Origin of the sequence: Brachybacterium sp. p3-SID957 (assembly GCF_025144775.1) — a bacterium.
Classification (GTDB): domain Bacteria; phylum Actinomycetota; class Actinomycetes; order Actinomycetales; family Dermabacteraceae; genus Brachybacterium; species Brachybacterium epidermidis.
The window spans coordinates 63,733-89,578 of the sequence record NZ_JALXKT010000002.1 but is presented as its reverse complement, the minus strand read 5'-3'; the positions used below and the strand labels follow the sequence as shown (position 1 = coordinate 89,578).

General features: G+C 70.0%; 21 protein-coding genes and 2 tRNA genes. 9 read left to right on the top strand and 14 right to left on the bottom strand.

Features of this window, described 5'->3' with window-relative positions; all coding sequences use genetic code 11:
* Window positions 1–18 precede the first annotated feature (18 nt).
* Window positions 19–546: a thioesterase family protein gene (locus M3B01_RS00785; RefSeq protein ID WP_259788935.1), complete on the top strand. Its 528-nt coding sequence runs from the start codon at window positions 19–21 to the stop codon at window positions 544–546.
* Window positions 543–740, top strand: coding sequence for a hypothetical protein (locus tag M3B01_RS00780; RefSeq protein WP_259788934.1), 198 nt, complete (start codon window positions 543–545; stop codon window positions 738–740). Before M3B01_RS00785 ends, M3B01_RS00780 begins: the two co-directional genes overlap by 4 nt.
* A gap of 71 nt (window positions 741–811) precedes the next feature.
* Here the strand turns inward: M3B01_RS00780 and M3B01_RS00775 are convergent, their stop codons facing one another.
* The 4 genes from M3B01_RS00775 to M3B01_RS00760 form a co-directional block, all read right to left on the bottom strand.
* Window positions 812–1,135 carry a hypothetical protein gene (locus tag M3B01_RS00775; protein ID WP_259788933.1) on the bottom strand — a complete coding sequence of 108 codons (324 nt, stop codon included), beginning with the start codon at window positions 1,133–1,135 and terminating at the stop codon, window positions 812–814.
* 137 nt (window positions 1,136–1,272) lie between these two features.
* Window positions 1,273–1,345 (bottom strand) — tRNA-Arg (locus M3B01_RS00770).
* 65 nt (window positions 1,346–1,410) lie between these two features.
* A complete protein-coding gene (locus M3B01_RS00765) occupies window positions 1,411–2,310 on the bottom strand; it encodes a DNA-formamidopyrimidine glycosylase family protein (RefSeq protein WP_259788931.1) in 900 nt (299 codons plus the stop codon).
* Window positions 2,311–2,364: 54 nt separating this feature from the next.
* Complete coding sequence (locus M3B01_RS00760) at window positions 2,365–7,032, bottom strand: DEAD/DEAH box helicase (protein ID WP_396123319.1); 4,668 nt, start codon at window positions 7,030–7,032, stop codon at window positions 2,365–2,367.
* A gap of 283 nt (window positions 7,033–7,315) precedes the next feature.
* Here M3B01_RS00760 and M3B01_RS00755 point away from each other — a divergent pair, with 283 nt between their 5' ends.
* Together M3B01_RS00755 and M3B01_RS00750 are read left to right on the top strand one after the other, a co-directional pair.
* The gene (locus M3B01_RS00755; protein WP_259788930.1) at window positions 7,316–7,945 is read left to right on the top strand and encodes a superoxide dismutase; all 630 of its coding nucleotides are present in this window, start codon (window positions 7,316–7,318) and stop codon (window positions 7,943–7,945) included.
* Window positions 7,946–8,161: 216 nt separating this feature from the next.
* Entirely contained in the window at window positions 8,162–8,674 is a 513-nt protein-coding gene (locus M3B01_RS00750) for a single-stranded DNA-binding protein (RefSeq protein ID WP_259788929.1), read from the top strand.
* A 73-nt stretch (window positions 8,675–8,747) separates the two neighbouring features.
* Here M3B01_RS00750 and M3B01_RS00745 read toward each other — a convergent pair whose 3' ends face one another.
* Window positions 8,748–9,314, bottom strand: a complete 567-nt coding sequence (locus M3B01_RS00745) for a PPA1309 family protein (protein ID WP_259788928.1) — start codon at window positions 9,312–9,314, stop codon at window positions 8,748–8,750.
* 135 nt (window positions 9,315–9,449) lie between these two features.
* On the opposite strand from M3B01_RS00745, the gene M3B01_RS00740 reads away from it, so the two are divergent.
* The 3 genes from M3B01_RS00740 to M3B01_RS00730 all read left to right on the top strand — a co-directional run bounded on the left by M3B01_RS00740 (window position 9,450) and on the right by M3B01_RS00730 (window position 13,499).
* Window positions 9,450–12,557 (top strand): UPF0182 family protein, encoded by a 3,108-nt coding sequence (locus M3B01_RS00740; RefSeq protein ID WP_259788927.1) that lies wholly within the window; start codon window positions 9,450–9,452, stop codon window positions 12,555–12,557.
* Window positions 12,558–12,667: 110 nt separating this feature from the next.
* Window positions 12,668–12,741 (top strand) — tRNA-Met (locus tag M3B01_RS00735).
* 104 nt (window positions 12,742–12,845) lie between these two features.
* Window positions 12,846–13,499 (top strand): SGNH/GDSL hydrolase family protein, encoded by a 654-nt coding sequence (locus M3B01_RS00730; protein WP_259788926.1) that lies wholly within the window; start codon window positions 12,846–12,848, stop codon window positions 13,497–13,499.
* A gap of 27 nt (window positions 13,500–13,526) precedes the next feature.
* Here the strand turns inward: M3B01_RS00730 and M3B01_RS00725 are convergent, their stop codons facing one another.
* The 6 genes from M3B01_RS00725 to M3B01_RS00700 form a co-directional block, all read right to left on the bottom strand.
* Window positions 13,527–14,369 (bottom strand): C2 family cysteine protease, encoded by an 843-nt coding sequence (locus M3B01_RS00725; protein ID WP_259788925.1) that lies wholly within the window; start codon window positions 14,367–14,369, stop codon window positions 13,527–13,529.
* Window positions 14,370–14,415: 46 nt separating this feature from the next.
* Window positions 14,416–15,636: a pyrophosphate--fructose-6-phosphate 1-phosphotransferase gene (locus M3B01_RS00720; protein ID WP_259788924.1), complete on the bottom strand. Its 1,221-nt coding sequence runs from the start codon at window positions 15,634–15,636 to the stop codon at window positions 14,416–14,418.
* A gap of 95 nt (window positions 15,637–15,731) precedes the next feature.
* The gene (hisN, locus tag M3B01_RS00715) at window positions 15,732–16,532 is read right to left on the bottom strand and encodes a histidinol-phosphatase (protein ID WP_259788923.1); all 801 of its coding nucleotides are present in this window, start codon (window positions 16,530–16,532) and stop codon (window positions 15,732–15,734) included.
* Window positions 16,533–16,631: 99 nt separating this feature from the next.
* Window positions 16,632–17,678 (bottom strand): ribosome small subunit-dependent GTPase A, encoded by a 1,047-nt coding sequence (gene rsgA, locus M3B01_RS00710; RefSeq protein WP_259788949.1) that lies wholly within the window; start codon window positions 17,676–17,678, stop codon window positions 16,632–16,634.
* The gene (gene aroA / locus M3B01_RS00705; RefSeq protein WP_193864779.1) at window positions 17,672–19,000 is read right to left on the bottom strand and encodes a 3-phosphoshikimate 1-carboxyvinyltransferase; all 1,329 of its coding nucleotides are present in this window, start codon (window positions 18,998–19,000) and stop codon (window positions 17,672–17,674) included. The genes rsgA and aroA overlap by 7 nt, the downstream gene beginning before the upstream one ends.
* Before the next feature lie 4 nt (window positions 19,001–19,004).
* Complete coding sequence (locus M3B01_RS00700; RefSeq protein WP_193864780.1) at window positions 19,005–19,571, bottom strand: hypothetical protein; 567 nt, start codon at window positions 19,569–19,571, stop codon at window positions 19,005–19,007.
* A 313-nt stretch (window positions 19,572–19,884) separates the two neighbouring features.
* Here M3B01_RS00700 and M3B01_RS00695 point away from each other — a divergent pair, with 313 nt between their 5' ends.
* Together M3B01_RS00695 and M3B01_RS00690 are read left to right on the top strand one after the other, a co-directional pair.
* Window positions 19,885–20,538 (top strand): sigma-70 family RNA polymerase sigma factor, encoded by a 654-nt coding sequence (locus M3B01_RS00695; protein ID WP_259788922.1) that lies wholly within the window; start codon window positions 19,885–19,887, stop codon window positions 20,536–20,538.
* Window positions 20,535–20,882, top strand: a complete 348-nt coding sequence (locus M3B01_RS00690) for an anti-sigma factor (protein WP_259788921.1) — start codon at window positions 20,535–20,537, stop codon at window positions 20,880–20,882. Before M3B01_RS00695 ends, M3B01_RS00690 begins: the two co-directional genes overlap by 4 nt.
* Window positions 20,883–20,961: 79 nt before the next feature.
* Here M3B01_RS00690 and M3B01_RS14665 read toward each other — a convergent pair whose 3' ends face one another.
* The 3 genes from M3B01_RS14665 to M3B01_RS00680 form a co-directional block, all read right to left on the bottom strand.
* Complete coding sequence (locus M3B01_RS14665) at window positions 20,962–21,036, bottom strand: 50S ribosomal protein bL37 (protein WP_369832988.1); 75 nt, start codon at window positions 21,034–21,036, stop codon at window positions 20,962–20,964.
* Between the two features lie 105 nt (window positions 21,037–21,141).
* Window positions 21,142–21,786, bottom strand: coding sequence for a GDSL-type esterase/lipase family protein (locus M3B01_RS00685; protein WP_259788920.1), 645 nt, complete (start codon window positions 21,784–21,786; stop codon window positions 21,142–21,144).
* A gap of 49 nt (window positions 21,787–21,835) precedes the next feature.
* Window positions 21,836–25,765: a multifunctional oxoglutarate decarboxylase/oxoglutarate dehydrogenase thiamine pyrophosphate-binding subunit/dihydrolipoyllysine-residue succinyltransferase subunit gene (locus M3B01_RS00680; RefSeq protein ID WP_259788919.1), complete on the bottom strand. Its 3,930-nt coding sequence runs from the start codon at window positions 25,763–25,765 to the stop codon at window positions 21,836–21,838.
* Window positions 25,766–25,846 lie beyond the last annotated feature (81 nt).

The window sequence follows — 25,846 nt, the reverse complement described above, 5'->3', positions numbered from 1 at the left end:
CGTGGTGAAGGAGCCGACGTGAACCTGTTCTTCCGCCTGCTGGTGCTGATGGTGCGCGTGAGGTTCCGACGCCGCCTGTCCATCTGGGACACGGCCCGCACCCCGTTCCGGGTGAACCCGCTGGACCTGGACGTGCTGATGCACATGAACAACGGGCGCTACCTCTCGATCCTGGACCTGGGGCGGATGGACCTGATGCTCCGCTCGGGCTTCTGGAAGGTCACCGAGGAGCGGGGCTGGTACCCGGTGGTCGCCGGTCAGGGCATCACCTACCGCAAGTCCCTGCGGCTGTGGGAGAAGTTCGAGGTGCGCACCCGGGTGATGGGGATCGACGAGGCGTGGGTGTACATGGAGCAGAGCTTCCACCGCGGCGAGGTGCTGATCGCCGATGCGGTCGTGCGCGCACGCTTCCTGAAGAGGACCGGCGGTTCCGTCACCAGCGCCGAGCTGATCGAGGCGGTGGGCGGCGTGCCCGCTGACCGAGAGGTGCCAGCGTGGGTGCAGGACTGGACGCAGGAATCCGCGCGGCACGCCCGCAACCGGTGAGGCACGATGCCGAGTCCGCACGGCGCCGACTCGGCGCGGCCCTGGAGATCCTGGCGGTGGTCGCGCTACCGCACCCGCGCCGCCCTTGGCTCCCGGCCCTGGGGATCCTTGCGATGGGTGTCGTCTTCGCAACCATCCGTGCGCGCTCCGGCACGCTGCACGTGCTACTGGCGCTGCATCTCGGCTTCTACTGACTGTTTGCGTGACCGAGTGTCCGATACGGAGATGTCCGCGTCAGAGGGGCTCTCGGTGCAGCAGTAAACGGTCAGAGCAGACCAACGAGGTACCCCGCTACTTCCATGGCCAGCGCGACCATGGACCAGAGCATCGCGATCAACAAGACGATGAGTCCAGACCATCGGGCGATCGGCGACCATCGTCTGGCTGCCGGGGTCACAGGGGGAGGGGTCTGATCAGCGGCGGGGAAGATCCGAAGCATCAGCCTTCTGGCGAAGAGCACTTCCTGCGCCTTTTCCTCCAGGGTCGCTCCCGCCAGTAGGAAGGCGAACAACCCACTGAACATCGCCCACGAGCGCAGTTCGCTCGCGACCGCGTCGACGTCAGAATCACCGTGAAGGCGAAGCACCATGGCAGTGACGAGCAGGCAGACCCCGATCACTGTCAGCGCGAGCGCTACCCAGGGGTGGCGGTACCGATGGATTCGAGACTGTGAACGTCCTGACTCGCTGGGCGTAGTGATGCCGGTCCCCTCCTCGTAAGGCAGAGCGCCCCCAGCAGGACTCGAACCTGCAACCTACGGATTAGAAGGCCGTTGCTCTATCCATTGAGCTATGGAGGCTGGTGCCGGACTGGGCCGACGTGCCGGACTCGGCCGACGTGCCGGGTGGAACCGGCGCCACGATCCTACCGGCCGTCGGGAGGCTCACCCTGGCACCGGGGACAGGTGTGGATCACTCGGGCGGTGCTGCCCTCGATGCTGGGATCGGCCATTTCGCCGCGGCGGATGCGGGTTCCGCAGCGACGGCACGGCTTCCCGGCCCGTCCGTACACCCACAGGTCACCGTCGCGGCCCATCATTCCGCCCGTGGTCACCCTCACTGTGCGGTCCTTGTTGACCACCAGCAGTCGGCGGGAAAGATCCACCAGCGCTCCGGCTTCCCCGCCCGCAGCCAGCCAGCTGCTGACGGGCACGGTGGGGTGGACGCGCTGCAGGAAGCACAGCTCGGAGCGGTAGATGTTGCCCAGTCCCGCCATCACCCGCTGGTCCAGCAGTGCCAGGCCCAGCTCCCGATCCTCCTGCGCGATCAGGTTCGCCACGGCCCGTTCCCGGTGCTGGTCGCCCCAGCGCGGATCCAGCAGGTCCGGACCCAGATGGCCCACCAGCTCGTGCTCGTCGGCCGTGCGCACAAGCTGCACCTGCTTCACGTCGTAGCCGCTCGCCGCCACGGTGCGGCCGTCCGGGTGCCGCGCCTGCAGGCGGATCCTCAGGGTGTGCGGGGGGCGCGGGCCCGCGGAGGTGTCACCGGAGCGCAGGGCCCTGCCGTCCACGTGCCAGATCCCGTCCATCATCAGATGGTTGTGCAAGGTGAGCGGCGGGCGTGCAGGATCGCCGATGCTGCCCTCGGCTGGCAGCAGCCGGATCAGGAGGTGCTTGCCCCGAGGCACCACCTCGCTCACCGACCAGCCGACCAGGTTCGCCGTGGCCGCACCGGGAACACGCAGATCCGCGACGGTGAGCACGGCGCCGGCCAGGGCCTCGTGCAGCACCCGGCACTGCCGATGCACGGTATCGCCCTCAGGCATGCTCGACCTCCTCGCGCCGCCCGCGGAACCGTCGCAGTGCCGGGGCCGTTCTCATCAGCGACCCCCGGCCCGCACCCGTACCGACCGCGGGGAGCGGTAGCAGCCGGCCGCCACCAGCGCATCCACCACGGGCGCGTTCTGCTCGGCGGTGATCGGACGCCCGCTGATCCGCTCGATCGCTAGCGCCGGCAGCACCGCATCCTCCGCCACCGAGCGCACCAGCTGCACTGCGATCTCGGAACTCGCTTCTTGCCCCGCCCACCACAGCAGGTGCTTGCCGCCCTTGTCCACGAAGGCGGCCACCTCGCCGTCGCGCAGCACTACGATCGCGCCGGCCCGACGAGCCGGGCGTGCGGTCACGCCCTCCGGTGGCTCCACCGGCAGCACGGGCCACGGCAGAGCCGCACCGTACGGGTTCGCGGGATCGGTCGCGGCCAGCACCGCGAACGACGAGCCGGATTGCGTGCCCGTGGCGTTCCTGTGGGAAGGTGCCTCCTGCTCGCGGTCACGGTCGCGCAGCAGGTCCACCGCTTCGGTGGGGGCGAACTGCGAGGCGCCCAGCCCGTCGATGAAGTAGCCGCGCCGGCAGGAGCCGTTCTCCTCCAGGGAGGACAGCACTCGGTACACGGCTGCGAACGATCCGGGTATCGCCTCCACGTCCATCGCTCCGCGCGTGACCACCCCGTGCCGGTCCAGCAGCAGCGTGGCGATCGCCGCCGCTCGCGCGGAGGCGTCCACCGGCTGCACGCGCACTGCTGACCAGCGGCCCGTGGCCGTCGGCCCCGCTGCCACCTCCAGCTCAGCTGGCGTGGTGGCGCCGGTGCGCATCATGGCGGCCGACAGCCGTGCCGCTCCCCGACGGGAGGCGGGACGCGAACGGCCGCCGCGGCGCGCACCGGAGCGGGGGGCCGGGCCGAGGGCGTGGGTGCGAAGCACGGCGAAGGAGTCGTTGGTGAGGAGAGTGGCGAACGCCAGGTCCCACAGCGCCGCCGTGAGATCGGCCGGGCCCACGGCGTCACCGTCATCGGCGAGGGCCCGCAGGATCTCCCCGTGTCGCAGCGCACCGGGGGAGGAGCGCAGCAGGTCCAGCACCCGGGCGGCCACCGAGCCCTCCTCCAGCGCCGACGCGGCGTGTTCCACCTCCTGCGCGTCCACGCCGAGCGGCAGGGCATCGGTCAGGTGCAGACGGATCCAGCCGTCGTCGGCACCCAGACGGCCGTGCCCTGTCCAGGTGAGCTCCCCGGCCGCGAACAGGCCATCGAGCGTGGAGGCTGCGTAGTCCGGCAGCCGGGCGGGCAGCACCTGGGCCTCCCAGGTGGACAGCGGCAGCGACACCCCGGTGAGCTGATCGATCACCGACAGCACTCCGTCCGCGCCGGACCACGCGGGACGGTCCCGCCGGCCGGTATCCCGCCGCTGCGCCAGGTGCTGCCAGTCGGCCAGGAACCGGGCGTACGCCTCCGGTCCCACCGGTTCGATCTGCCGGCGTGAGGCGGCGAGACTGGCCCGACGGATGCGTCGCAGCACGTCCGCGTCCACCCATTCCGTGCCCTCGCGACCCGGGGTGAACTCCCCCTGGTTCAGCACCCGCTTTGCGGTCAGGGCCTCCAGAGCGGAGCGGGCCACTCCGGGAGCCAGTCCCCATGCCTGGACCACGGCGCCCGCATCGAAGGGGCCCCGGGACCGGGCCCAGCGCGAGACCAGCTCCTCGACCGGATGATCAGCCGGAGCCAGGTGCACCTCGGCCACGCCGACCGGGAGAGCGGCACCGAGAGCATCGCGCAGGAGGCCAGCATCCTCCGCAGCGGCGAAGCGAGCGGTCCCCGCGATGCGCACCTCGATCGCCCGTCGGGAGTCCACCAGGTGGGCGATCGCAGCACCGGTGTCCACGCCGTCCGCGCCGCGCTGGGCGATCTCCTGCGCACTGAGCGGGCCCAGGCGTCGCAGAGCATCGGCGAGATCCTCCGCGCCCCGCAGCGCGCGCTCCTCGGTGAGGCCCTGCAGGCGCCGGGTGACCTCGTCGATCACGCCCGCATCCAGCAGTTCGCGCAGGCTCACGGTGCCCAGGAGCTCCGCCAGCAGCGACTGGTCCAGCGTCAGGGCCGCCGTGCGGCGCTCCGCCAGCGGGGCGTCGGTGTCGTAGATGAACTGGGCCAGGTACCCGAACAGCAGGGAGCGTGCGAAGGGGGAGGGCGCGGTGGTCTCCACCTCCTGCACCTGCACGCGGCGGGAGGCCACCTGCCCCATCAGCTCCACCAGGGAGGGCAGGTCGTACACGTCCTGCAAGCACTCCCGTGCCGCCTCCAGCATGATCGGGAACTGCGGATGGGGCCGGGCCACGTCCAGCAGATGCGCGGCGCGCTGGCGCTGCTGCCACAGCGGCGCCCGGGAGCGGGGATCCCGCCGGGGCAGCAGCAGGGCGCGGGCTGCGCACTCGCGGAACCGGGAGGCGAACAGCGCCGAGGAGCCCACCAGGCGCCGCACCTCCTCGTCGATCTCCTCAGGCGTGAACACGAACAGATCCGCCCCCGGCGGCTCCTCCCCGTGGGGGATGCGCAGCACGATCCCGTCGTCGGCCGCCATCACCTGGCCCTCCAGGCCGTACCGCTCCTCGACGCGGGCCCCGACGGCGAGCGCCCACGGAGCATTGATCCGCTGCCCCAAGGCGCAGTGCAGCACGACGCGCCAGTCACCGAGCTCGTCCAGGAACCGCTCGATGACCAGGTGCTGCGGCCCGGGAACGGACCCCGTCGCCTCCCGCTGCTCGGCCAGATGGTCGATCACGGTGCCGGAGGCGTTCTCGTCCAGGCCCAGCGACGCGAGGCGCTCGCGGGCCGCCGGCTCCTCGAGCCGGGAGATCTCGGACTGGAAACCCGCGATCGCCCGCCCCAGCGAGGGGGCCCTGCCCACACCGTCGCCGTGCCAGAAGGGGATCCGCCCGGACAGCCCGAAGGCGGGGGAGACGCTCACCCGGTCGTGGGTGATCTCCTCGATCCGCCAGGAGGAGGTGCCCAGGGTGATCACGTCCCCGCGTCGCGACTCGTACACCATCTCCTCGTCCAGCTCACCCACCCTCCGGGCCTGGGAGTCCTCGTCCTCGGCCACGATGTACACCGGGAACAGGCCGCGGTCGGGAATGGTGCCGCCGCTGGTGACCACCAGGCGCTGCGCGCCGGGCCGGGCGCTGAGAGTGCCGGCCTCGTGGTCGTGGACCAGGCGGGCGCGCAGCTCGCTGAACGCGGTGGAGGGGTAGCGGCCAGCCAGCAGGTCGATGGTCTGATCGAACGCGGAACGGGGCAGAGCGGCGTACGGATGAGCGGTGCGCACCAGCTCGAACCACTCCTCGACGTCCAGGTCGCTCTCGACAGCGGCGGAGACGGTGTGCTGGGCGAGCACGTCCAGGGCGTTGCGCGGCACGGTCAGCGGCTCGATCCTGCCCGCGACCGCTTCGCCGACGGTGACCGCGGCACGCACCACGTCCGCTGCGTGCAGGGGGTGGACGATGCCGTGGGAGACGGCGCCCACGTCGTGCCCGGCCCGGCCGATGCGCTGCAGGGTGGAGGAGACGGAGAATGGGGTCTCCACCTGGATCACCAGATCCACCGCGCCCATGTCGATCCCCAGCTCGAGGGAACTGGTGGCCACCACGCAGCGCAGGGCACCGGCCTTCAGCTGCTCCTCGATCTGCTTGCGGTGCTCCTTGGACATGGAGCCGTGGTGGGCGCGCGCCACGTCGTCGACATCTGCGCCTGCGCGCCTGCGGTGCAGCAGGTTCAACTTGCTGGTGAGCCGTTCAGCCTGGCGGCGGGAGTTGGTGAACACGATGGTGGAGCGGTGGGCGAGCACCTCGTCCAGCACCGCGCGCTCCACGTGCGGCCAGATCGTGCCGGCCACGTCATCCTCATCGGCGGCGTCGGCCGGCGGCTCGATCGCCGAGAGATCCGGCACCGGCAGCCGCACCGACAGGTCCCACTCCTTCCGGGAGGGCGGCCGCACCACGGTCATATCCTGCCCCCCACCGTTCCCGGCCAGGAAGGCCGCCACCTCGTCGGCCGGCTCCACCGTGGCCGACAGGCCGATGCGCTGGATCGCGTGCGCGGCGAGCGCATCCAGGCGCGCCAGCGACAGTGCCAGGTGCACGCCGCGCTTGGTGCCGGCCACGGCGTGCACCTCGTCCACGATCACCGTGCGCACCGAGCGCAGCGTCTCGCGGGCGGCGGAGGACAGCATCAGGAACAGCGATTCCGGGGTGGTGATCAGAACGTCCGGCGGATGTGCGATCAGGCGCCTGCGCTCGGCGGGCGGGGTGTCCCCGGTGCGCACCCCCACCTCGATCGATCGGCGCGCATGCCCCAGCAGCTGCGCTGCCCGCATCGTTCCCACCAGGGGAGAGGTGAGGTTGCGCTCCACGTCCACCCCGAGGGCCTTCAGTGGGGAGATGTACAGGACGCTGGTGCCCGACGGCTCCTGGGCGTCCTCCTCAGGTCCGAAGGCCAGCCGGTCGATCGCAGTGAGGAACGCGGCGAGGGTCTTCCCGGACCCGGTGGGCGCCACCACCAGGGTGTCCTGCCCCGCGGTCACCGAGCGCCAGGCCCCCTCCTGCGCCGGCGTGGGCGCGCCGAACGCCTCGCGGAACCAGTGGGCAGTGGGCGCGCTGAACAGGTCCAGCGCACTGGTCGCCGTACCCGTTGCTGCGGTGCCGTCCCGGTCCTGTCGTGCCACCGCCCCATTGTGGACCGTGGGTGGGACACTCGCAGCACGACGGCGAGCGGGGGGCAGCATGCGGAACCAGGATCGGACACCGGATCGGATCGCGGTGGGCCCTGGATCGGGCGGTGCGGCAGCCCCCGATCCCGCACCGGGACTGGGACGATCTGGACCTCTCCACCTGAACGCGTGATCGGAGGGTGCAGCGGCCCCTCACCACACCTCGAACGATCGTGGCAGGATGGAAGCGCACCGGACCCCCTCGGGTTCGGAACGACCAACAGAGAGGATGGACGACATGGCGGAGTACACGCTTCCGGATCTCGACTACGACTACGGGGCCCTGGCCCCTTCCATCTCCGGCCAGATCATGGAGCTTCACCACTCCAAGCATCACGCCACCTACGTCAAGGGCGCCAACACCGCCCTGGAGAAGCTGGCCGCGGCGCGTGAGTCCGGCGAGTTCGGCAACGTCAACCAGCTCTCGAAGGATCTCGCCTTCAACCTGGGCGGCCACACCAACCACTCGATCTTCTGGAAGAACCTCTCCCCGGAGGGCGGCGACAAGCCCACCGGTGAGCTCGCTTCCGCGATCGACGAGTACTTCGGCTCCTTCGACGCCTTCCGCAAGCACTTCACCGCCGCTGCTCTGGGCATCCAGGGCTCCGGCTGGGCGGTCCTGGCGTACGAGCCGGCCGGCGGCAACCTGGTCATCGAGCAGTTCTACGACCAGCAGAACGGTGTCCCGGTGGCCACGATCCCGCTGTTCCAGCTGGACATGTGGGAGCACGCCTTCTACCTCGACTACCAGAACGTGAAGGCGGACTACGTCGAGGCGATCTGGAACATTGTGAACTGGGCTGACGTCCAGGCGCGCTTCGAGAACGCCCGCACCAACGCCTCGGGCCTGGTGGTCCCCCAGGCCTGATCGCGTCGCGGCCCCGGCCGCGCACCGATCCACGACCGACGGCCGGTCCCCTCTGCGGGGCCGGCCGTCGTCGTGTGCGACGAAGTTCCTCCCCAGAGTCCGTTCGTCCCCAATCCCCGTGACCCGGTGGTCCCCCGTCGCGGCGCTCGCCACGCTGAGGTGGTCGGCACGGAGTCGACGACGGGGACGGCCCCCGCATCGAGGAAGGACACCACCATGAAAGAGATCCGCAGCACCGTCGTGGGCAACGCCACCGACAACCCCCGCGAGAAGCAGTTCCCCAACGGCGACATCAGCGCCATGGTGCGCATCGCGGTGAACTCGCGCTACTTCGATTCGAGCATCAACGACTACAGCGACCGCAAGACCGAGTTCGTCAACGTCTACGCGCGGCGCCAGCTGGCCCGCAACGTGATCGCCTCGGTGAAGAAGGGGCAGCCGCTGGTGGCCACGGGCCGCCTGGGCACCTCCGAGTGGACCGGGGATGACGGTAGGACGTACCACTCGCTCACGCTGACCGCCGAGACCATCGGCCACGACCTCACCTTCGGGACCGCCGAGTTCACCAAGCCGCCCCGAGTGGCGGACATCCCGGATGTGGATCACGACACCGGCGAGATCAAGGACGGTGCCCCCGCGGGGGGATCGGAGGGGCTGGGCTCCGGCGGTGCCGAGGGCCTGCTCGACCAGGACACGGCCGCTGACGACTCGCTGGTGGCCTCGCACTGAGTGCGGGCCCGGCTGCGCAGCTCCCGGGCTGCCGGTGCACCGGCGCTCGGGAGTCGCAGCACGTCCGCTCCGTTCAGGAGGCGGGCTGCAGGCTCTCCAGCAGTGCAGCGGTCAGATCAGGGAGGAGCGCAGCCCCCAGGGTGTACTGCTGGTCCCCGTCACGCTGCAGGGCCGACCACGTGGTGCCGTCCTCGAGCGCGCCGACCACGATGCGCAGTGGTCCCGTACCGCCCGTCCCATGAGCACTCACCGCCCCGGGGGTGGCTGCGCTGGTGTCGTCTTCCTCGCGCACGGACCACTGCTCGGGAGCGAGGTCGCAGGCGAGCACTCCACCGGCGGCCATCTCCGGCCACTCGACGTGGGCCAGGGCGTGAAGCGGGTCGGCACTGTCCGCATCTGCAGTCTCGTCGAGCTCGATGGAGATCAGCTGCAGTTCGTCCCCGGCCATCACTGCCGCCGACTCCTCTCCCAGCAGAGCCGCGAGCCCCGGCTGCTGCGCGAGGAGCTGGGCACCGTTGGCCAGCGCGAACCAGCGCGGTGCGGCGAGCGGCTCGCCTTCGACATGCCGGGCGATCTCCAGCACCGCCGCGGCGAGGGCAGCCGTGGGCGCATCAAGGGGGTCAGGGCTCGGATTCGTCATCAGATCGAGAGGTTCCCTTACAGGTTCGCCTGAGAGAATGGACGGGCCACCGCCGTCAGCGGGGGCACCACACTGTACCCGGACCCCCACCGCGCCTGTCGCGGCCGCGGGCCCGAGATCAACACGAGGTCATCTGTGAGCTTCTCCGTCCCCTTCGGTGACACCCCTTCCCCGCGTCCGCGTCCGGCTGCTCGAGAAGGCGGTTCCCGGCCGAAGCTGAACCCGCTGAGCATCACGGCGATCGTGCTGGGTGCCCTGCTGGTGGCGCTGATCATCGCCTCCGAGGTGTGGACCACCTATCTGTGGTTCGACCAGCTGGGGCGCTCCGACGTGTTGTTCACCCGGTGGATCACCGAGGCGATCCTGTTCGTGATCGGCTTCGTGCTGTTCGCGGTGCCGCTGTACCTGAGCCTTCGCATCGCCTACACCAAGCGCCCCGTGTACCCGCCGGTCACCCGGGAGCAGGAGGCCCTGGAGCAGTTCCGCTCCGCCGTGGACCCGCTCCGCCGCGGCCTGACCATCGTCGCCCCCCTGGTCATCGGTGCCTTCGGCGGGCTCGCCGCCTCGCGCCGCTGGCAGGACGTCCAGCTGTTCCTGCACCCCCAGCCCTTCGGCGAGACCGATCCGGTGTTCGGCAACGACATCTCCTTCTACGTGTTCACCCTGCCCCTGATCGACCTGATCATCGCCTTCGGCCAGTTCGTCTGCCTGGTCGCCATCGTCGGTGCGGTGGTGGGGCACTTCCTGTACGGGGGTGTCGCCTGGGGGCAGGAGAGCGGTCTCGAGGTCACCAAGGCGGCCCGCCGCCACCTCGGCGTGCTGGCCACCGTCTACGTGCTGCTGCTGGGCCTCGGCCACTGGTTCCACCGTTATGACCTGCTGGTGACCCCGCACGGCCGCTTCGACGGTGCCTCCTACACCGACGTCAATGCGATCCTGCCCGCGCAGACCATCCTGGCGATCGCCGCGATCATCGTCGCGTTCCTGTTCATCGTGTGGATCGTGCGCGCGGACTGGCGGATCCCCGCCATCGGCGCCGGCCTGATGGTGCTCTCCACCCTGGTGGTGGGCAACCTGTACCCCTGGGCGATCCAACAGTTCCAGGTCAACCCCAATGAGCGCGCCCTCGAGCAGCCCTACATCCAGCGCAGCATCGACGCCACCCGTGCTGCGTTCGCCATCGACGACGTTCGCGAGGTCTCCTACGCAGCCAGCACCGATGCCGCTCCGGGAGCCCTGCGCGAAGACGCCGAGACCACCGCGCAGATCCGCCTGATGGACCCCAACATCGTCTCCAAGACCTTCGAGCAGCGCGAGGCCAACCGTCGCTACTGGGGCTTCGACGAGGTGCTCAGCGTGGACCGCTACGAGATCGACGGCGCGCTGCAGGACACCGTGATCGGTGTGCGCGAGCTGCGCCCGGACCAGTTCGAGCTGGACAGCCGCTCCTGGGTGGACCAGCACATCATCTACACCCATGGCTACGGCACCGCCGCCGCCTACGGCAACCGCCGCAACGCCGACGGTGAGCCCAGCTTCCTGCAGTCCGGCGTCCCCGGCGACGGGTCCCTGGGGGAGTACGAGGAGCGGGTGTACTTCGGCCGCCACTCCCCGGACTACTCGATCGTCGGCGCCCCCGAGGGTGCCGAACCCGAGGAGTTCGACTACCAGCTCGGAACCGGGGAAGAGGACGGCGGCACCCAGGTGAACAACACCTACCAGGGTGATGGCGGCCCGTCGGTGGGCACCTTCTTCAACCGCCTCCTGTACGCCATCAAGTTCCGCGACCCCAACATCGTGATCTCCGACTACGTCAACCCCGAGTCGCAGATCCTCTACGACCGCGACCCGCAGCAGCGGGTGCGGGAGGTGGCACCGTTCCTGTCGCTGGACTCGCAGATGTACCCGGCGGTCGTCGACGGTGAGCTGGTGTGGGTGGTCGACGGCTACACCACCACCACCCACTACCCGTACTCCCGCAGCGTCAATCTGGACGAGGCCATCAACGACTCCCAGACCACACCGGGGGAGACGGCCGGCAATCGGGTGCGGCAGGCCAACTACATGCGCAACGGCGTCAAGGCCACCGTCTCCGCCTTCGACGGCTCTGTGAAGCTGTACGCGTGGGACACGGAGGATCCGATACTCAAGGCGTGGGGCGAGGTGTTCCCCGAGGCCCTGCAGCCCGCGACGGAGATCAGCGGCGAGCTGATGAGCCACCTGCGCTACCCCGCGGACTACTTCAAGGCGCAGCGCGAACTGCTGGCTACGTACCACGTCACCGATGCGGATGACTTCTTCGGTCAGCAGGACTTCTGGCAGATCCCCCCGGATCCCACCCAGCCGGCCCCACAGAACCCGGATGGATCCGCAGGTCAGCAGGCGCCGCAGCCGCCCATGTACCTCACCATGCAGGTGCCCGGGATGGATGATCCGCGCTTCACGCTGTCCTCCAGCTACATCCCGGCCCAGGGGCAGAACGTGCTCACCGGGTTCCTGGCCGTGGACTCCGAGACGGGCAGCCTGGAGGGCAACCCCGCGGAGACCTTCGGTGACATGACGCTGCTGGTGCTGCCGGCCACCAACCCGGTCAACGGACCCGGTCAGGTGCAGGCCACCTTCAACGCCGAGCCGAATGTGTCCCAGGCGCTGAACCTGCTGAAGTCCGGCAACTCCGAGGTCATCAACGGCAACCTGCTCACGCTTCCGGTGGGCGGCGGCCTGCTGTACGTGCAGCCGGTGTACCTGCAGTCCTCCGCCTCCGGTGGCGGCACCCAGTACCCGCTGCTGCAGATGGTGCTGGTCTCCTTCGGCGAGAAGATCGGGTTCGCTCCCACGCTGAACGAGGCGCTGGACCTGGTGTTCGGCGGCGACTCGGGCGCCGACGCCGGCGACGCCGCGGTCACCGATCCGGACGGTGCCAAGGGCACGGCCGACACCGAGACCGGGGAGGGCGAGGTGGAGACCCCGGACGACGCCCCGACGGAGGAGCCCACCGACGCCCCGACCGACGCGCCGCAGGGGGAGGAGACCGACAGCTCCGCCCCGGCCGCACCGGAGGAAGGCACCCCCCAGGAGCGACTGGACCAGGCCCTGGCCGACATGGACCAAGCCGTCAAGGACTCCGAGGCGGCGCTGGAGGCCGGGGACTGGGCCAAGTACGGCGAGGCCCAGGACCGCGTCGCCGACGCACTCGATCGCGCCATCCAGGCGAACCAGGAGCTCGAGGGCAGTGGCGGCTGAATGCCGGGTCCACCCCGGCGGTGAACGGGGCGTGAACGTGGGCTGTCCCACGTTCATGCCCTCCCGCCTGGACGGGCCGACGCCGCACCCCCTACAGTGGAGGACGTCGCCGCGGGGTGGAGCAGTTCGGTAGCTCGCCGGGCTCATAACCCGGAGGTCATAGGTTCAAATCCTATCCCCGCTACGAGATGAAGGCCCTGATCAGCAGGAATGTTGATCAGGGCCTTCGCTATTCCTCCAGGCCAGTCGTGCTCGCCCGATTCCTCGGCCGTCTGGCAGGATTGCCCCATGACGGCCACCGCACCCGCTGCCCGCGCTCAGCGATCCTTCCTGTTCCTCGGCGACTCCATCACGGACTGCAGCCGCGCCGAGGACCCACAGGGTCTCGGCTACGGCTATGTGCGCCTCATCGCCGAGCACCTCGCCGCTCACGAGCCCACCGCCCGCGTCATCAACCGCGGCATCTCCGGCGACCGGGCTCAGGAGCTGGTGCGTCGCTTCGATCGGGACTGCCTGGAGCTCGAGACCGACGTCATCACCGTCTACATCGGAGTCAACGACACCTGGCACGGCTTCACCCGGGGCGAGACCGTCACCGCGGAGGAGTTCGAGCGCGACTACCGGTACATGCTGGACCAGCTCTCGGCCACCCGGCCCGCTGTGCCCGTGCTGATGGTGGTCCCCTTCGTCACCGACATCGACCAGGAGAAGGCCGGCTTCCATGCCGATCTCGACCAGAAGGTGGCAGTCATCCGCGATCTGGCCCACGAGTTCCGGCACGCAGTGGTGGACCTGGAGCAGGTGATGGAGCGGGCCTGGTCGGTGGGGCACACACCCGCCAGCATCGCCGAGGACGGCGTGCACCCCACGATCGCCGGTCACCGCCTCATCGCCGACGCCTGGCTGGCCGAATTCGCACGGATCGACGACGCCCGGGACTGACGGGACCGGCTGCTCCCGGCTGCCCGGTCAGCGCAGCGGCCCGGTGACATCCACCGAGATGAACCCCCGCCGGAACGTGCGTGCATCCACCCGCAGCACCCGCCCCGGGTTCACCGGATTCCGCAGCAGTATGTGACCACTGACCGGTTCCGCTCCGATCACCGCGAACACGTGGTTCGGCGGCAGAGGGCCGTGGGCCGTGCGCACCCGGCGGCTCAGCGGATGGGTGGAGGCGAGGATCGCACGGTGCTCGGCCCTCCAGGCCTCGATCTGACCGGCGGTGGGCATCGCCAGCAGCATGCGTCCCCTCTCGCCCAGCAGCAGCTCCAGGCCGAAGCGCCCGAAGCCCCGCTGAAGGAATCGGTAGCCGCCCGCCACCTGCACAGCGATGGCCTTCTCCAGCACCCCCGCCCAGCCGGGGCCTCCACCGTCCTGCCGGCCGTAGACGAACACGCCTGCTGCGTCCACCGGCATCATCCGATCCACCCGCACGGGATGCCCGGCTCCTGGCAGCCGTACGGTCACCGATCCGTCCTGCTCCCGGGTCATCAGCGCCCGCAGACGCTCCGGAGCCGTCTCGTGCACCGCGAGCATCCCCGCCATCACCCAGCAGTCGCCCAGGCGTCCCTGGCGGGGCCGAGCCGATGGCCGCCACGGCCCACGGTCCTGCGCGAACCGTACGGCATGCGGACCCGGGGCCAGGCCCTGCGAGGATGCCGTCTCCGAACCCGACGAGGCCGACGAGGACGACGTCACCCTGATGCGACCCAGGAGGCCGGCCAAAGCCGTCAGGGACCGTCGCCAGGTGCGCAGGCGCACGCGAGCCCCGCGCTGCCCGTGAGCGGTCGCCCCGGGGACGGGGGCGCTCATCGGGTGCGCGGGGCTCGTCGGGCGTGCGGTATCGGCCGGTGCTCGGTCAGTCCTTCTCGGCCGGGGCGACCTTCTGGCCGATGCGGTCCATCACGTCCGTGAACCACTGCTGGGAGATGTCGAAGGACTTGTGGCCGGCGATGCGGTCGAACTCGATGGCGCGCAGCACGTTCCCCTGCTCCTCGTCGTGGCCGATCACGCCGGAGCCGCCCTCGAGGGAGACCTGCACGGCGAGGTCGGTCATCGACTTGATCAGGCGCAGGTCCTCGGCGTTGGCCTTCGCGGAGCGCGAGAAGTAGCCGGACTTCTGCACCATGACCTTCTCCGCTCCCAGCTTCTCCGCGAACTGCCCCGCGAACCACTGGCCGGGGTTGATCTTGTCGATCTTGACGTGGCCGAAGGGATCCTTCTCCGGCTCCTCGCCGCGGCTCTGCATCTCGGCGACGATCTCGGGGATGCCCGCGCCCTCGGACAGGAAGATGTTCACGCAGCCGGTCTCGTCCATGACCTTCTTCAGGCGCTCGGCCTCGGCGTCGATGTCCAGCTTCATCTCCGGCAGGAACACGGCGTGCACGTCCCAGCGCTCTGCCTTGTGGCCGATCGCCGGCAGCCACTCCTGCTGGGCGTGCCACTGCTGGTAGTACTCGGCGGCCTGTGCGGTGAGGTACCCGCAGGCGCGGCCCATGATCTCGTGGATGATCAGCATGCGCGGGTTCGAGCCGTGCTCGGCGATGATGTTCTGGGCGAACACGCTGGTCTGCTCTGCGGCGGTCTTCGCGCCCAGGGACTGACGGATCGGCACGATGTCGTTGTCGATCGTCTTGGGCAGGCCCACCACATGCAGGTCGTAGTCGTTCTCGTGCAGGTACTTCGCCAGGTCCGCAGCGGTGGTGTTGGTGTCGTCACCACCGATGGTGTGCAGGACGTCGACGCCGTCCTCCTTGAGCCTGTTCGCGGCCACCTCCAGGGCGTTCTCGCCCTCCTTGATCAGGCCGCGCTCGACGAGGTCGGCGGTGTTGGTGAGCTTCACGCGGGAGTTGCCGATGGGGGAGCCGCCGTAGTTGTGCAGCAGGCCGGCCTTGGCACGCACCTCGTCATCCACCACGATCTTCTCGCCGGACAGCAGGCCCCAGTAGCCGTGCTTGTAGGCGATGATCTCGACGTCGGGCACCAGCTCGTTGTACCGCTCGATGAGACCTCCGACAGCGGAGGAGAGGCAGGGGGCGTAGCCACCGGCGGTGAGCAGAGCGACGCGCTTGACGGTCATGGATGATCAGGTCCCTTCACGGTTCGGGTCAACGACGTCCAGAGTCTACCGAGCCGGGTGGGGGACCCTGTTCAGGTGAATCCCTGCGGGAGGGATCAATCGCGCTCGTTGCGTGCGGCGATCGCCTCGAGCACCTCGTCGTGGAGGATCCCGTTGCTGGCCACGGCGCTGCCGCCGAAGGGGCCGTCCTCGCCGTCGATCGAGGTGAAGCGACCTCCGGCCTCGGTGACGATCGGTGCCAGCGCCACCATGTCGTGCAGGTTCAGCTCCGGTTCGCAGGCCACGTCCACCGCACCCTCGGCCACCAGCATGTACGACCAGAAGTCGCCGTAGGCGCGGGTGCGCCAGAACCGCTGCATGAGGTTCAGCATCTGGGGGAGCCGCTCCGCATCGGCCCAGCCGTGCAGGGAGGAGTACGACAGCGAGGCGTCCTCGATGTCGTCCACCTGGGAGACCTGCAGCTGCGAGGCCGAGCTGATGCGGGTGCCCGTCCAGGCGCCCGCACCCGCGCCGGCCCACCAGCGGCGGGAGAGCGAGGGCGCGGAGACCAGACCGATCACCGGCTGGCCGTCCTCGATCAGGCCGATCAGGGTGGCCCATACCGGCACCCCGCGCACGAAGTTGCGGGTGCCGTCGATCGGATCGATCACCCACTGCCGGGGTGAGGAGCCGGTGGAGCCGAACTCCTCGCCGATCACCTGGTCGCGGGAGCGGGAGCGGGAGAGCTGGGAGCGCACCAGCTGCTCGGCGGCGCGGTCGGCGTCGGTGACCTCGGTGAGATCCGGTTTGGTGGTGACCTCCAGGTCCTGTGCCTTGAAGCGGGACATGGTGAGCTGGTCCACGGCATCGGCGAGCACATGGGCCAGACGGAGATCGTCGGCATAGCGGCTGGACATGGGTAAAGACTAGGGGCACCCGGTGCCGCGGACCGGGAGCGACGCGGCGACCCGAGCCCGGACCTCCCGGGCCCCGTCATCTCCTTCCTGCCCTGCGGCTCAGACGTCCCAGGGGTCGTTGCGGCGCAGGGCCGCGGCCAGGCGCCGGTAGGAGGCCAGGCGGGCCGGCCCCGCCGTGCCGGCCTCTCCCTGCTCCACCAGCTCGTCCAGGGCGCAGTCGGGGGCGTCCTCGAGGTGGGTGCAGCCCCGCGGGCACTGCTGGGCCAGCTTGGCGAGGTCCGCGAAGGCGTTCAGCAGCTCCTCGGGGGCCACGTGGCCCAGGCCGAAGGACCGCACTCCTGGGGTGTCGATCACCCAGCCCGCGGAATCCGGCAGCTGCATCGCCAGAGCGGAGGAGGAGGTGTGCCTGCCGCGCCCGGTCACCGCATTGACCACCCCGGTGCCGCGCTCGGTGCCGGGCACCAGGGCGTTCAGCAGGGTCGACTTGCCGACGCCGGAGTGCCCGATGAGGACGCTGACGTGACCGGTGAGCCGCTCGCGCAGCTGCTCCAATCCCACGATCCGCCCGTCCTGATCCTGGTGGGTCACTAGGTGCTCGACCCCCAGCGGCGCGTAGGTGTGCAGGAAGTCCTCCGGGTCGCGCAGATCGGCCTTGGTCAGCACCAGCAGGGCGTCGATGCCGGCCACGCAGGCGGCCACCAGGCAGCGGTCCACCATGCCCCCGCGGGGTTCGGGATCGGCGAGGGCGGTGACGATCACCATCGTGTCGACGTTGGCGACCAGCGGGCGCTCGGAGGAGTCGTCGTCGTCGGCGCTGCGGCGCAGGAAGGAGGAGCGCTCCTCTATCCGCACGATCCGGGCCAGGGTGCCGTCCGTGCCGCTGGTGTCACCCACCAGCGCCACCACGTCCCCGGGGACGACGGGGGAGCGGCCCAGCTCGCGGGCCCGCATCGCCGTGACGGTGCGCTCCTGGTCGGTGCCGGCGCCCACCACGGTGCGCCAGCGGCCACGGTCCACGGCGACCACGCGCGCCGGGATCGCGTCCTCGTGCGCGGGGCGGTCCTTGGTGCGGGGGCGGCTGCCCCGCCGGTTGGGTCGCACCCTGACGTCGGACTCGTCGAGGTCGCGGTAGGAGCGCCTCACCAGGTGCCCCCCGCGGGAGCATCGGTGTGCAGCATCGACAGCCACATGCCCACGAAGTCGGGCAGGGTCTTCTGGGTGGTCTCCACGTTCACCACCCGGACGTCCGGCACCCGCAGTCCGATGATGGCGGCGGCCGTGGCCATGCGGTGGTCCTCGTAGGTCTCGAACACCGTCCCGCGCAAGGGACTGGGGTTGATCTCCAGGCCGTCCTCGAGCTCCACGGTGCGGGCACCCAGCCGGGTCAGCTCCGTGGCCAGTGCCCGCAGCCGGTCGGTCTCGTGACCGCGCAGGTGCCCGATGCCGCGCAGACGGCTCGGGGACTCCGCGAGCGCGGCGAGCGCCGCGATGGTGGGGGCGATCTCGCCGGTGCGGGAGAGGTCCGCGTCGATGCCCATGATGGTGCCGGTGCCGCTCACGCACAGCGAGTCGTCCTCGCGCCACACCTCTGCACCCATCTGCTCGAGCAGGCCGCGGTAGGCGTCCCCGGGCTGGGTGGTGCGCTCGGGCCAGTCCGCGATCGCGATGGTGCCCTCGGTGACCATGGCGGCGGCCAGGAACGGCCCGGCGTTGGAGAGATCCGGTTCGACCACGATGCTGCCGGGGGCGATCGTTCCCCGGGCCACTCGCCACAGGTGCAGGCCGTCCTCGTCGACCTCGTGGCTGACCTGCACGCCGACGGCCCTGAGGGTCTCCATGGTCATGTCGATGTGGGGCAGAGACGGCAGCGAGGCGCCCCGGTGCACCAGCTCGAGGTCCTGGTCCCCCCGGGCGGCCACCAGCAGGGCATTGGAGACGAACTGGCTGGATTCCGAGGCGTCCACCTCGATGCGGCCGCCGGCCAGGTGCCCCTTCCCGTGCACCGTGAACGGCAGGCGTCCGGCCTCGCCGTGCTCGGTGACCTCCACGCCCTGCGCGCGCAGCACGGCGATCACCGGTGACATGGGCCGCTGCAGGGCGGCGTCGTCCCCGGTGAAGCGCACGTCACCGTGGTGCAGGGCGGCCAGCAGCGGCACGAAGCGCATCACGGTGCCGGCCAGCCCGGCGTGGATCTCGATCGGCTCGGCGGGAGCCTCCGACGGAGGGGGGATCGGGGTGACCTGCAGTTCCCCGTCCTGCACCGAGAGCACGGCCCCCAGGCGCTCCAGCGCATCGCGCATCAGGCGTGTGTCGCGGGAGACCAGCGCTCTGCGCAGCCGCGTGGGCTCATCGGCGATGGCGCCCAGCAGCATCCAGCGTGCGGTCAGCGACTTCGACCCGGGGACCCGTACCAGTGCGTCGACCGGCCCCTGTGCGACAGGAGCCGTCCACAGGACCTCGGACGTCACGCCGTCAGCCCCGCGCGGAGGCCAGCTTCTTCTGCGTGGCGTCCACGCGCTTCTTGGCCCGCTTGCCGACTGCGTCGGCCTTCTTCTCCATCTCGCGCTGCTTGGCCGCGGCGTTCTTCTTGCTGCGCTCGACGAACTTGTTCACCTGGTAGCCCAGCGAGGGACGGCCGTCGTGGTCGACGACGGCCAGCAGCACGCCGCCCAGCAGGCCGGCGTCGGTGAGGATGGACTGGATCTCCTGCATCCGCTCCTCGCCGCTGAGCTCCCAGATGCGCTTGCGGCCGGCCCAGCCCACCGAGGTGGTCAGCAGCAGGGTGGCAGCAGCCAGGCGGGGGCGGCGGTTCGTGGCGTACATGATGCCGGCGCCGGCGGCGATGGCACCGGAGGCACGGATGATGGTGCGGGCGTCCAGGAAGTCCGGGGTGGAGGTCTTCGCCAGGGCGGAGTCGACGGCCTCGAAGGCCTGGGGGTAGACGTCGATCTCACGCTCGGGCTGCGAGGCCGTGCGCACCCCCTCGAGGATGAAGGGAGCGGCGAGCAGGGGGCGGGCGATGCGGCGGACCAGGGCCATGGTGTCCTCACGTTCTCGACGATGGTTCGTGGTGCCGGGCCTGGGCGGTGGTGCCCACCCGAGGTGCTCGGCATGGCGCCCAGCCTACCGTGACTGGCCCCACTGCCAGGTGCAGCATCCTGTCCGGCCGTGGCGGAGCAGTCCCCAGCAGCCGCGGCGGCAGCGCCGGCGGCCGTTGGGAACAACCGGAGCACCTGCCGCGTTCATCCGGTGCGGGCCCGAACCGGATCCGCGCCGACATGCCGGACGAGCATCGAGAGGAGCGCGCATGGGCGTCGCTGTGCTGGAGCCACCTGGCGTAGGTTGGGACCTGATGACACAGACCGAGCCGACCGACCTGTCGCGGGAGGACTCCGCCCCGCAGGCGGATCTCGCCGCCCCCGTTGCCGCCGAGGACTTCGACTTCGAGGCCGAGGCCCTCTCCCATCTCGACTCCCTCTACGGCGGCGCACTGCGGATGACTCGCAAGCCCGCGGACGCCGAGGACCTGGTGCAGGAGACCTTCATGAAGGCCTTCCGCGCCCGCGAGCGGTTCACCCCGGGCACCAACATGCGTGCGTGGCTGTACCGCATCATGACCAACACCTACATCTCCACCTACCGGCAGAAGCAGCGCCGCCCCAAGGAGTCCTGGACGGACACCGTCGAGGACTGGCAGCTGGCCGAGGTCGAGTCCCACACCAGCAGCGGCCTGCGATCGGCTGAGGCGGAGGCGCTGGACCACCTGCCGGACTCCGCGGTCAAGGACGCGCTGGCGGAGCTGCGCGAGGACTACCGCCTGGCCGTCTACCTGGCCGACGTCGAGGGCTTCGCGTACAAGGAGATCGCCGAGATCATGGACACCCCGATCGGCACGGTGATGTCCCGGCTGCACCGCGGTCGGCGGCAGCTGCGCGAGCTGCTCTCGGACTACGCGCGTCGCAGTGGGTACCTGCGCGGGGACGAGCAGTCGGAGGAGGAGCGATGAACCGCGATCAGAGCCGGCGCGAGCAGCCCGGCGCCAGCAGTGGCGAGGACGGCCGCGACCTGCGCTTCGGGCTCGAGGGAGCGATCGACGGCGAGCTGCCCGTCGAAATGGTGGAGCGCATGCTCCTCCACGCCCAGGACTGCCCCGAGTGCGCCGACGAGCTCGAACGGCTGCGCCGGGTGAAGAACCTGGTGCGCCGCAGCTGTGCGGACCGTGCCCCCAGCTCCCTGCGGGAGCGGATCAGTGTGCAGTACCGCAGCGTGACCGTCTCGCGCACCGGGACCGACGGCACCTCCAGCGTGCGCATCACCTCCACCAGCTCCACCGTTCTGCCGCCGTCCTGACCGCGACCGGTCCGGGCATGACGAAGGCCTCTTCCCAGGTGGAGAAGAGGCCTTCACTACGCCGTCGTGCTCGGTGGCGTCAGCTGTTGGGGCGCTTGCCGTGATTGGCGCCGTTCTTGCGGCGGGCCTTGCGCTTGCGTCCGCGCTTGCTCATCGCGCTCTCCTTCCTTCGGCCGGACAACCCCGCAATTGTGCCACAGTCACCGGGATCGCTGCGCCTCGCAGCGGCCCGAGCAGGCAGTGATGAAGGTCGGATCGGTCACGCCGAGGTGCCCAGCCAGCTGCCGAAGCCGCCGTGCAGCACCAGCCACGCCATCAGCCCGTAGCCCGTCTGACCGGGATGATCACCCGGGGAACGAGCGATGTCCGCGGTCCACTGCTCGTGGCCGTCCAGGGCGTTCAGCGTGTCCACGTACGGGATGCGCCGGCGGGAGCAGACGTCCTCGTAGGCACCGGAGAGATCGCGCACGCTCGCGGTCAGCTCGGAATCGCGGCTGGGCGGCGGGCCCACCACGAAGGCCGAGAGCCGCTGCCGCTCCAGCCCGTCCAGCACCTTGGCGAGGTTCAGGCGCGAGCGCGCCAGGGAGATTCCTGTGGTGATGTCCGCGCGCCCCATCCCCAGCACCACCCGGTGGTCGATGCTGCCCTCGGCTCGGCCCCGCTCGTCGAGGCGGCGCGCCACCTCCGCATCCCAGCGCTCGGCCAGCTGCGCCGAGGTCTCCTGAGGCAGGGCGGAGGTGAACAGGTCGATGCGGCTGTCGGCACCCTGCTCGTTGGCCACCGCTCGGCCGAGCCAGCCCAGGGCGCGGGCATCACCCACACCGGCGAGGAGCTCGTCGCCGAGGGCGATGATGCGGATGCGGGGCTCCTGACCGGCATCGGACGGGGTGGACGCTGCTGGCACCTGTACCTCCTGGGGCGGGGACGAAGTCTCCACTGTAGCGACGGACCGCTCAGCGCTCGAAGGCACGGCGCAGGAGGTCCTCCTGCTCGGCCTTGTGGACGCTGGAGGATCCGGCGGCGGGCGAGGCCGAGGCGGGACGCGCCACCACGCGCAGCGTACGGCCCACGGTCACGGCGAAGTTCATCGCCATGTAGAACCAGGCGCCCTGGTTGCGCGGCTCCTCCTGGACCCAGGTGAGCTCGGCGTCGGGGTACGCCTCCAGCACGGAGGAGAGCTGCTCGGCCGGCAGCGGGTACAGCTGCTCCACCCGCACGATGGCGGTGTCCTCGCGCCCTTCCTTCTTCCGCTTGGCGACCAGGTCCCAGTAGACCTTGCCCGAGGTGAGCAGCACGCGCTTCACCTTCGCGGGATCGACCGTGGTGTCCGGCAGCACAGGCTCGAAGGAGCCACTGGTGAAGTCCTCCACCTGGCTGGTGGCGGCCTTGTTGCGCAGCATCGACTTCGGGGTGAACACGATCAGCGGCTTGCGCGGGGTCGCCTTGGCCTGGCGGCGCAGCAGGTGGAAGTAGCTGGCCGGCGTGGACGGCATCGCCACACGCATGTTGTCCTCCGCGCACAGCTGCAGGAAGCGCTCGATGCGGGCGGAGGAGTGGTCCGGTCCCTGCCCCTCGTAGCCGTGGGGGAGCAGCAGCACCACCCCGGAGTTCTGGCCCCACTTCTGCTCGGAGGCGGAGATGAACTCGTCGATGATCGTCTGGGCGCCGTTGACGAAGTCGCCGAACTGCGCCTCCCACAGCACCAGGGAGTCCGGGCTCTCCACCGAGTAGCCGTACTCGAAGCCCAGGGCGGCGAACTCCGAGAGGGAGGAGTCGTACACGTTGAACCGCGCCTGGCCCTCACCGAGGTGGGACAGCGGGGTCCAGGTGTCGCCGTTCTCGTGGTCGATGAACACGCTGTGGCGCTGCACGAAGGTGCCGCGGCGGGAGTCCTGCCCCGCCAGGCGCACCCGGCGCCCCTCCAGCAGCAGGGAGCCGAAGGCCAGCAGCTCGCCGTACGCCCAGTCGATGTCGCCATCGATGGACATCTGCTGGCGCTTGGAGGCCAGGGGCGCCAGCTTCGGGTGCACGGTGAAGGACTCGGGGTAGCCCGTGTGGGCCTCGCCGATCCGCTCCAGCACCGAGGCGTCCACGGCGGTGGAGATCTCGTCCTCGTCGCTGGGGGCGCCGGCCGGTTCCTCCTGCTGGGACTCGGGCAGGTCCAGCCCCCGCACGCTGTCATCGGAGTCATCGCTCTTGCTCGGCCGGATCGCGGCGAAGGCCTGGTCCAGGTGCTCCTGGAAGTTGCGCATCACGCCCTGGGTCTCGTCCTCGGTGAGGTCGCCGCGCTCGATCAGCGCCTCCGTGTACAGCTTGCGCACGGTGGGCTGGTTCTTGATCAGCGCGTACATCTGCGGCTGGGTCATCGAGGGGTCATCGCCCTCGTTGTGGCCGCGGCGGCGGTAGCACACCATGTCGATGACCACATCGCGGTGGAACTTCTGGCGGTAGCGGAAGGCGATCTCGGCGACGCGCACGCACGCCTCCGGGTCGTCCCCGTTGACGTGGAAGATCGGCAGCTGCGTGGACTTGGCGACATCCGTGGAGTAGTAGGAGGAGCGCGAGGAGTCCGGCAACGTGGTGAAGCCGATCTGGTTGTTGATGATCACGTGGATGGTGCCGCCGGTGCGGTAGCCGCGCAGCTCTGAGAGGTTGAGGGTCTCGGTGACCACGCCCTGCCCGGCGAAGGCCGCATCGCCATGGATCAGGATCGGCAGCACCGGGAAGTCGTTGCCGCGCTCCAGGCGGTCCTGCTTGGCGCGCACGATGCCCTCGAGCACGGGGTTGACGGCCTCCAGGTGCGAGGGGTTCGCCGCCAGGTACACCTTGGTCGTGGCCCCGTCCCGTGCGGTGAAGGTCCCCTCGGTGCCCAGATGGTACTTGACGTCGCCCGAACCGAGATTGGTGCCGACGTTGCCCTCGAACTCCTGGAAGATCTGCGAGTAGCTCTTGCCGGCGAGGTTGGAGAGCACGTTGAGACGGCCGCGGTGGGCCATCCCGATGCACACCTCCTCGACGTCGTCGTGGCTGGAGTCGTGCAGGATCGAGTCCAGCATCGGGATCACGGACTCGCCGCCCTCGAGCGAGAACCGCTTCTGGCCCACGAACTTGGTCTGCAGGAACGTCTCGAACGCCTCGGCGGCGTTGAGGCGGTCCATGATGTGGGTGTGCTCCTCCTTGTCGAAGGGGCGGCGCGGGGTCTCGATCTCCCGCTGCAGCCAGTTGCGCTCCTCGGGATCGGTGATGTGCATGTACTCCACGCCGATCGAGCGGCAGTAGGAGTCCCGCAGCACCGCGAGGATCTCGCGCAGGGTCATCGAGTCCTTGCCGCCCAGCCCGCGGGTGGGGAAAGTGCGGTCCAGGTCCCACAGGGTCAGTCCGTAGGTCTCCACGTCCAGATCGGGGTGGTGGCGCACGCGGTACTGGAGCGGGTCGGTGTCGGCCATCAGGTGGCCGCGCACCCGGTAGGAGTGGATCAGGTCCATCACCGGGGCCAGGCGCTCGGACTCCGAGTAGCGGAACGGGTTGTCCTCGACCCAGCGGATAGGCTGGTAGGGGATGCGCAGCGCCGCGAACACGCGGTCGTAGAAGGCATCCTTGCCCAGTAGCTTGTCGGCCATCACCTTGAGGAACTCACCGGAGGCAGCGCCCTGGATGATGCGGTGGTCGTAGGTGGAGGTCAGCGTCATCACCTTGGAGACCGCGAGGTCGGCCAGGGTGCTGGCGCTCGCGCCCTGGAACTGGGCGGGGTAGTCCATCGCACCCACGCCCACGATCACGCCCTGACCCTTCATCAGGCGGGGGATGGAGTGGACGGTGCCGATGCCGCCGGGGTTGGTCAGCGAGACCGTGGTGCCCGAGAAGTCGTCCATCGTGAGCTTGCCCGCGCGGGCCTTCTTCACGACGTCCTCGTAGGCGCGCCAGAAGCCCAGGAAGTCGAAGCGCTGGGCCGCCTTGATGTTGGGCACCACCAGGCCACGGGAGCCGTCGGGGCGCGGCATGTCGATCGCCAGGCCGAAGTTGATGTCCTCGCGCTTCAGCATCACGGGCTTTCCGTCGACGACGTCGAACCCGTTGTTCATGTCCTGGATCTCGGTGATCGCCTCGATCATCGCCCAGCCGATGAGGTGGGTGAAGGACACCTTGCCCTGGCGGTTGCGCTTGAGGTGGTTGTTGATGACGATCCGGTTGTCGAACAGCAGCTTCACCGGCACGTCGCGCACCGAGGTGGCGGTGGGCACGGTAAGGGACTCGTCCATGTTGCGCACCATTGCCGCCGCCGGGCCGCGCAGCTTGACGGGCTCGGGCTCGCGCAGCTCCACAGCGGGGATCTGCGTCGTGGTCGTGGGGATCTTGGCGGGGCGGTCCGAGGTGCTGGAGATCCTGGTGCCGGCGGGCGAGGAGCTCTTGTCCTCGGACTTCTGCTCGGCCTTCTTCTCCGGGGCCCTCTTCACGTCGGCCTTCGGGGCTGCCTTCGTCTCGTCGGCCTTCGGGGCCGCCTTCGTCTCGTCGGTCTTCTTCTCGTCGGCCTTCGCGGCGTCGTTCACGGGCTCGGATTCCTTCGCGGGGGTCGAGGAGGGGGAGGGGACGTCGAGGTTCGTCTGCGAGGCGGTCGTCCGGCCGCCGCCGTCGGGGTCGGCACCGTCGGATGTGCTCCCGCCCGAGCGGTCGGTGGGCTGCTCGGCTGTGCCTGCGCCGGCGTCGTCAGCAGGCTGCGGCGGTTCGGTGACCGCGCCCCCGGCGGCAGGGTGGGAGGCGAAGTACTCCGCCCAGCTCCGGTCCACGCTCGTGGGGTCCTGCTGCCACTGCTCGCGGAGCGCGTCCACGAGCCACTGGTTGGGACCGAACTCCGGGGTGTCCGTGCTCTGTGTCTGCTGTGACACTATGAGATCGCCAGCCTTCTCACGTTCGAGTGATGTGGATGCGACCAGCGTAACGGAGGCGGTGCCCCCTGGGGGAACCAG

What these genes read in the sequence shown, in the direction of transcription:
- M3B01_RS00775 (WP_259788933.1), bottom strand. Translation starts at nt 1,135, where the DNA reads ATGGTGCTTCGCCTTCACGGTGATTCTGACGTCGACGCGGTCGCGAGC.
- M3B01_RS00765 (WP_259788931.1), bottom strand. Translation starts at nt 2,310, where the DNA reads ATGCCTGAGGGCGATACCGTGCATCGGCAGTGCCGGGTGCTGCACGAG.
- M3B01_RS00755 (WP_259788930.1), top strand. Translation starts at nt 7,316, where the DNA reads ATGGCGGAGTACACGCTTCCGGATCTCGACTACGACTACGGGGCCCTG.
- M3B01_RS00750 (WP_259788929.1), top strand. Translation starts at nt 8,162, where the DNA reads ATGAAAGAGATCCGCAGCACCGTCGTGGGCAACGCCACCGACAACCCC.
- M3B01_RS00745 (WP_259788928.1), bottom strand. Translation starts at nt 9,314, where the DNA reads ATGACGAATCCGAGCCCTGACCCCCTTGATGCGCCCACGGCTGCCCTC.
- M3B01_RS00730 (WP_259788926.1), top strand. Translation starts at nt 12,846, where the DNA reads ATGACGGCCACCGCACCCGCTGCCCGCGCTCAGCGATCCTTCCTGTTC.
- M3B01_RS00725 (WP_259788925.1), bottom strand. Translation starts at nt 14,369, where the DNA reads ATGAGCGCCCCCGTCCCCGGGGCGACCGCTCACGGGCAGCGCGGGGCT.
- M3B01_RS00720 (WP_259788924.1), bottom strand. Translation starts at nt 15,636, where the DNA reads ATGACCGTCAAGCGCGTCGCTCTGCTCACCGCCGGTGGCTACGCCCCC.
- hisN (WP_259788923.1), bottom strand. Translation starts at nt 16,532, where the DNA reads ATGTCCAGCCGCTATGCCGACGATCTCCGTCTGGCCCATGTGCTCGCC.
- M3B01_RS00700 (WP_193864780.1), bottom strand. Translation starts at nt 19,571, where the DNA reads ATGGCCCTGGTCCGCCGCATCGCCCGCCCCCTGCTCGCCGCTCCCTTC.
- M3B01_RS00695 (WP_259788922.1), top strand. Translation starts at nt 19,885, where the DNA reads ATGACACAGACCGAGCCGACCGACCTGTCGCGGGAGGACTCCGCCCCG.
- M3B01_RS00690 (WP_259788921.1), top strand. Translation starts at nt 20,535, where the DNA reads ATGAACCGCGATCAGAGCCGGCGCGAGCAGCCCGGCGCCAGCAGTGGC.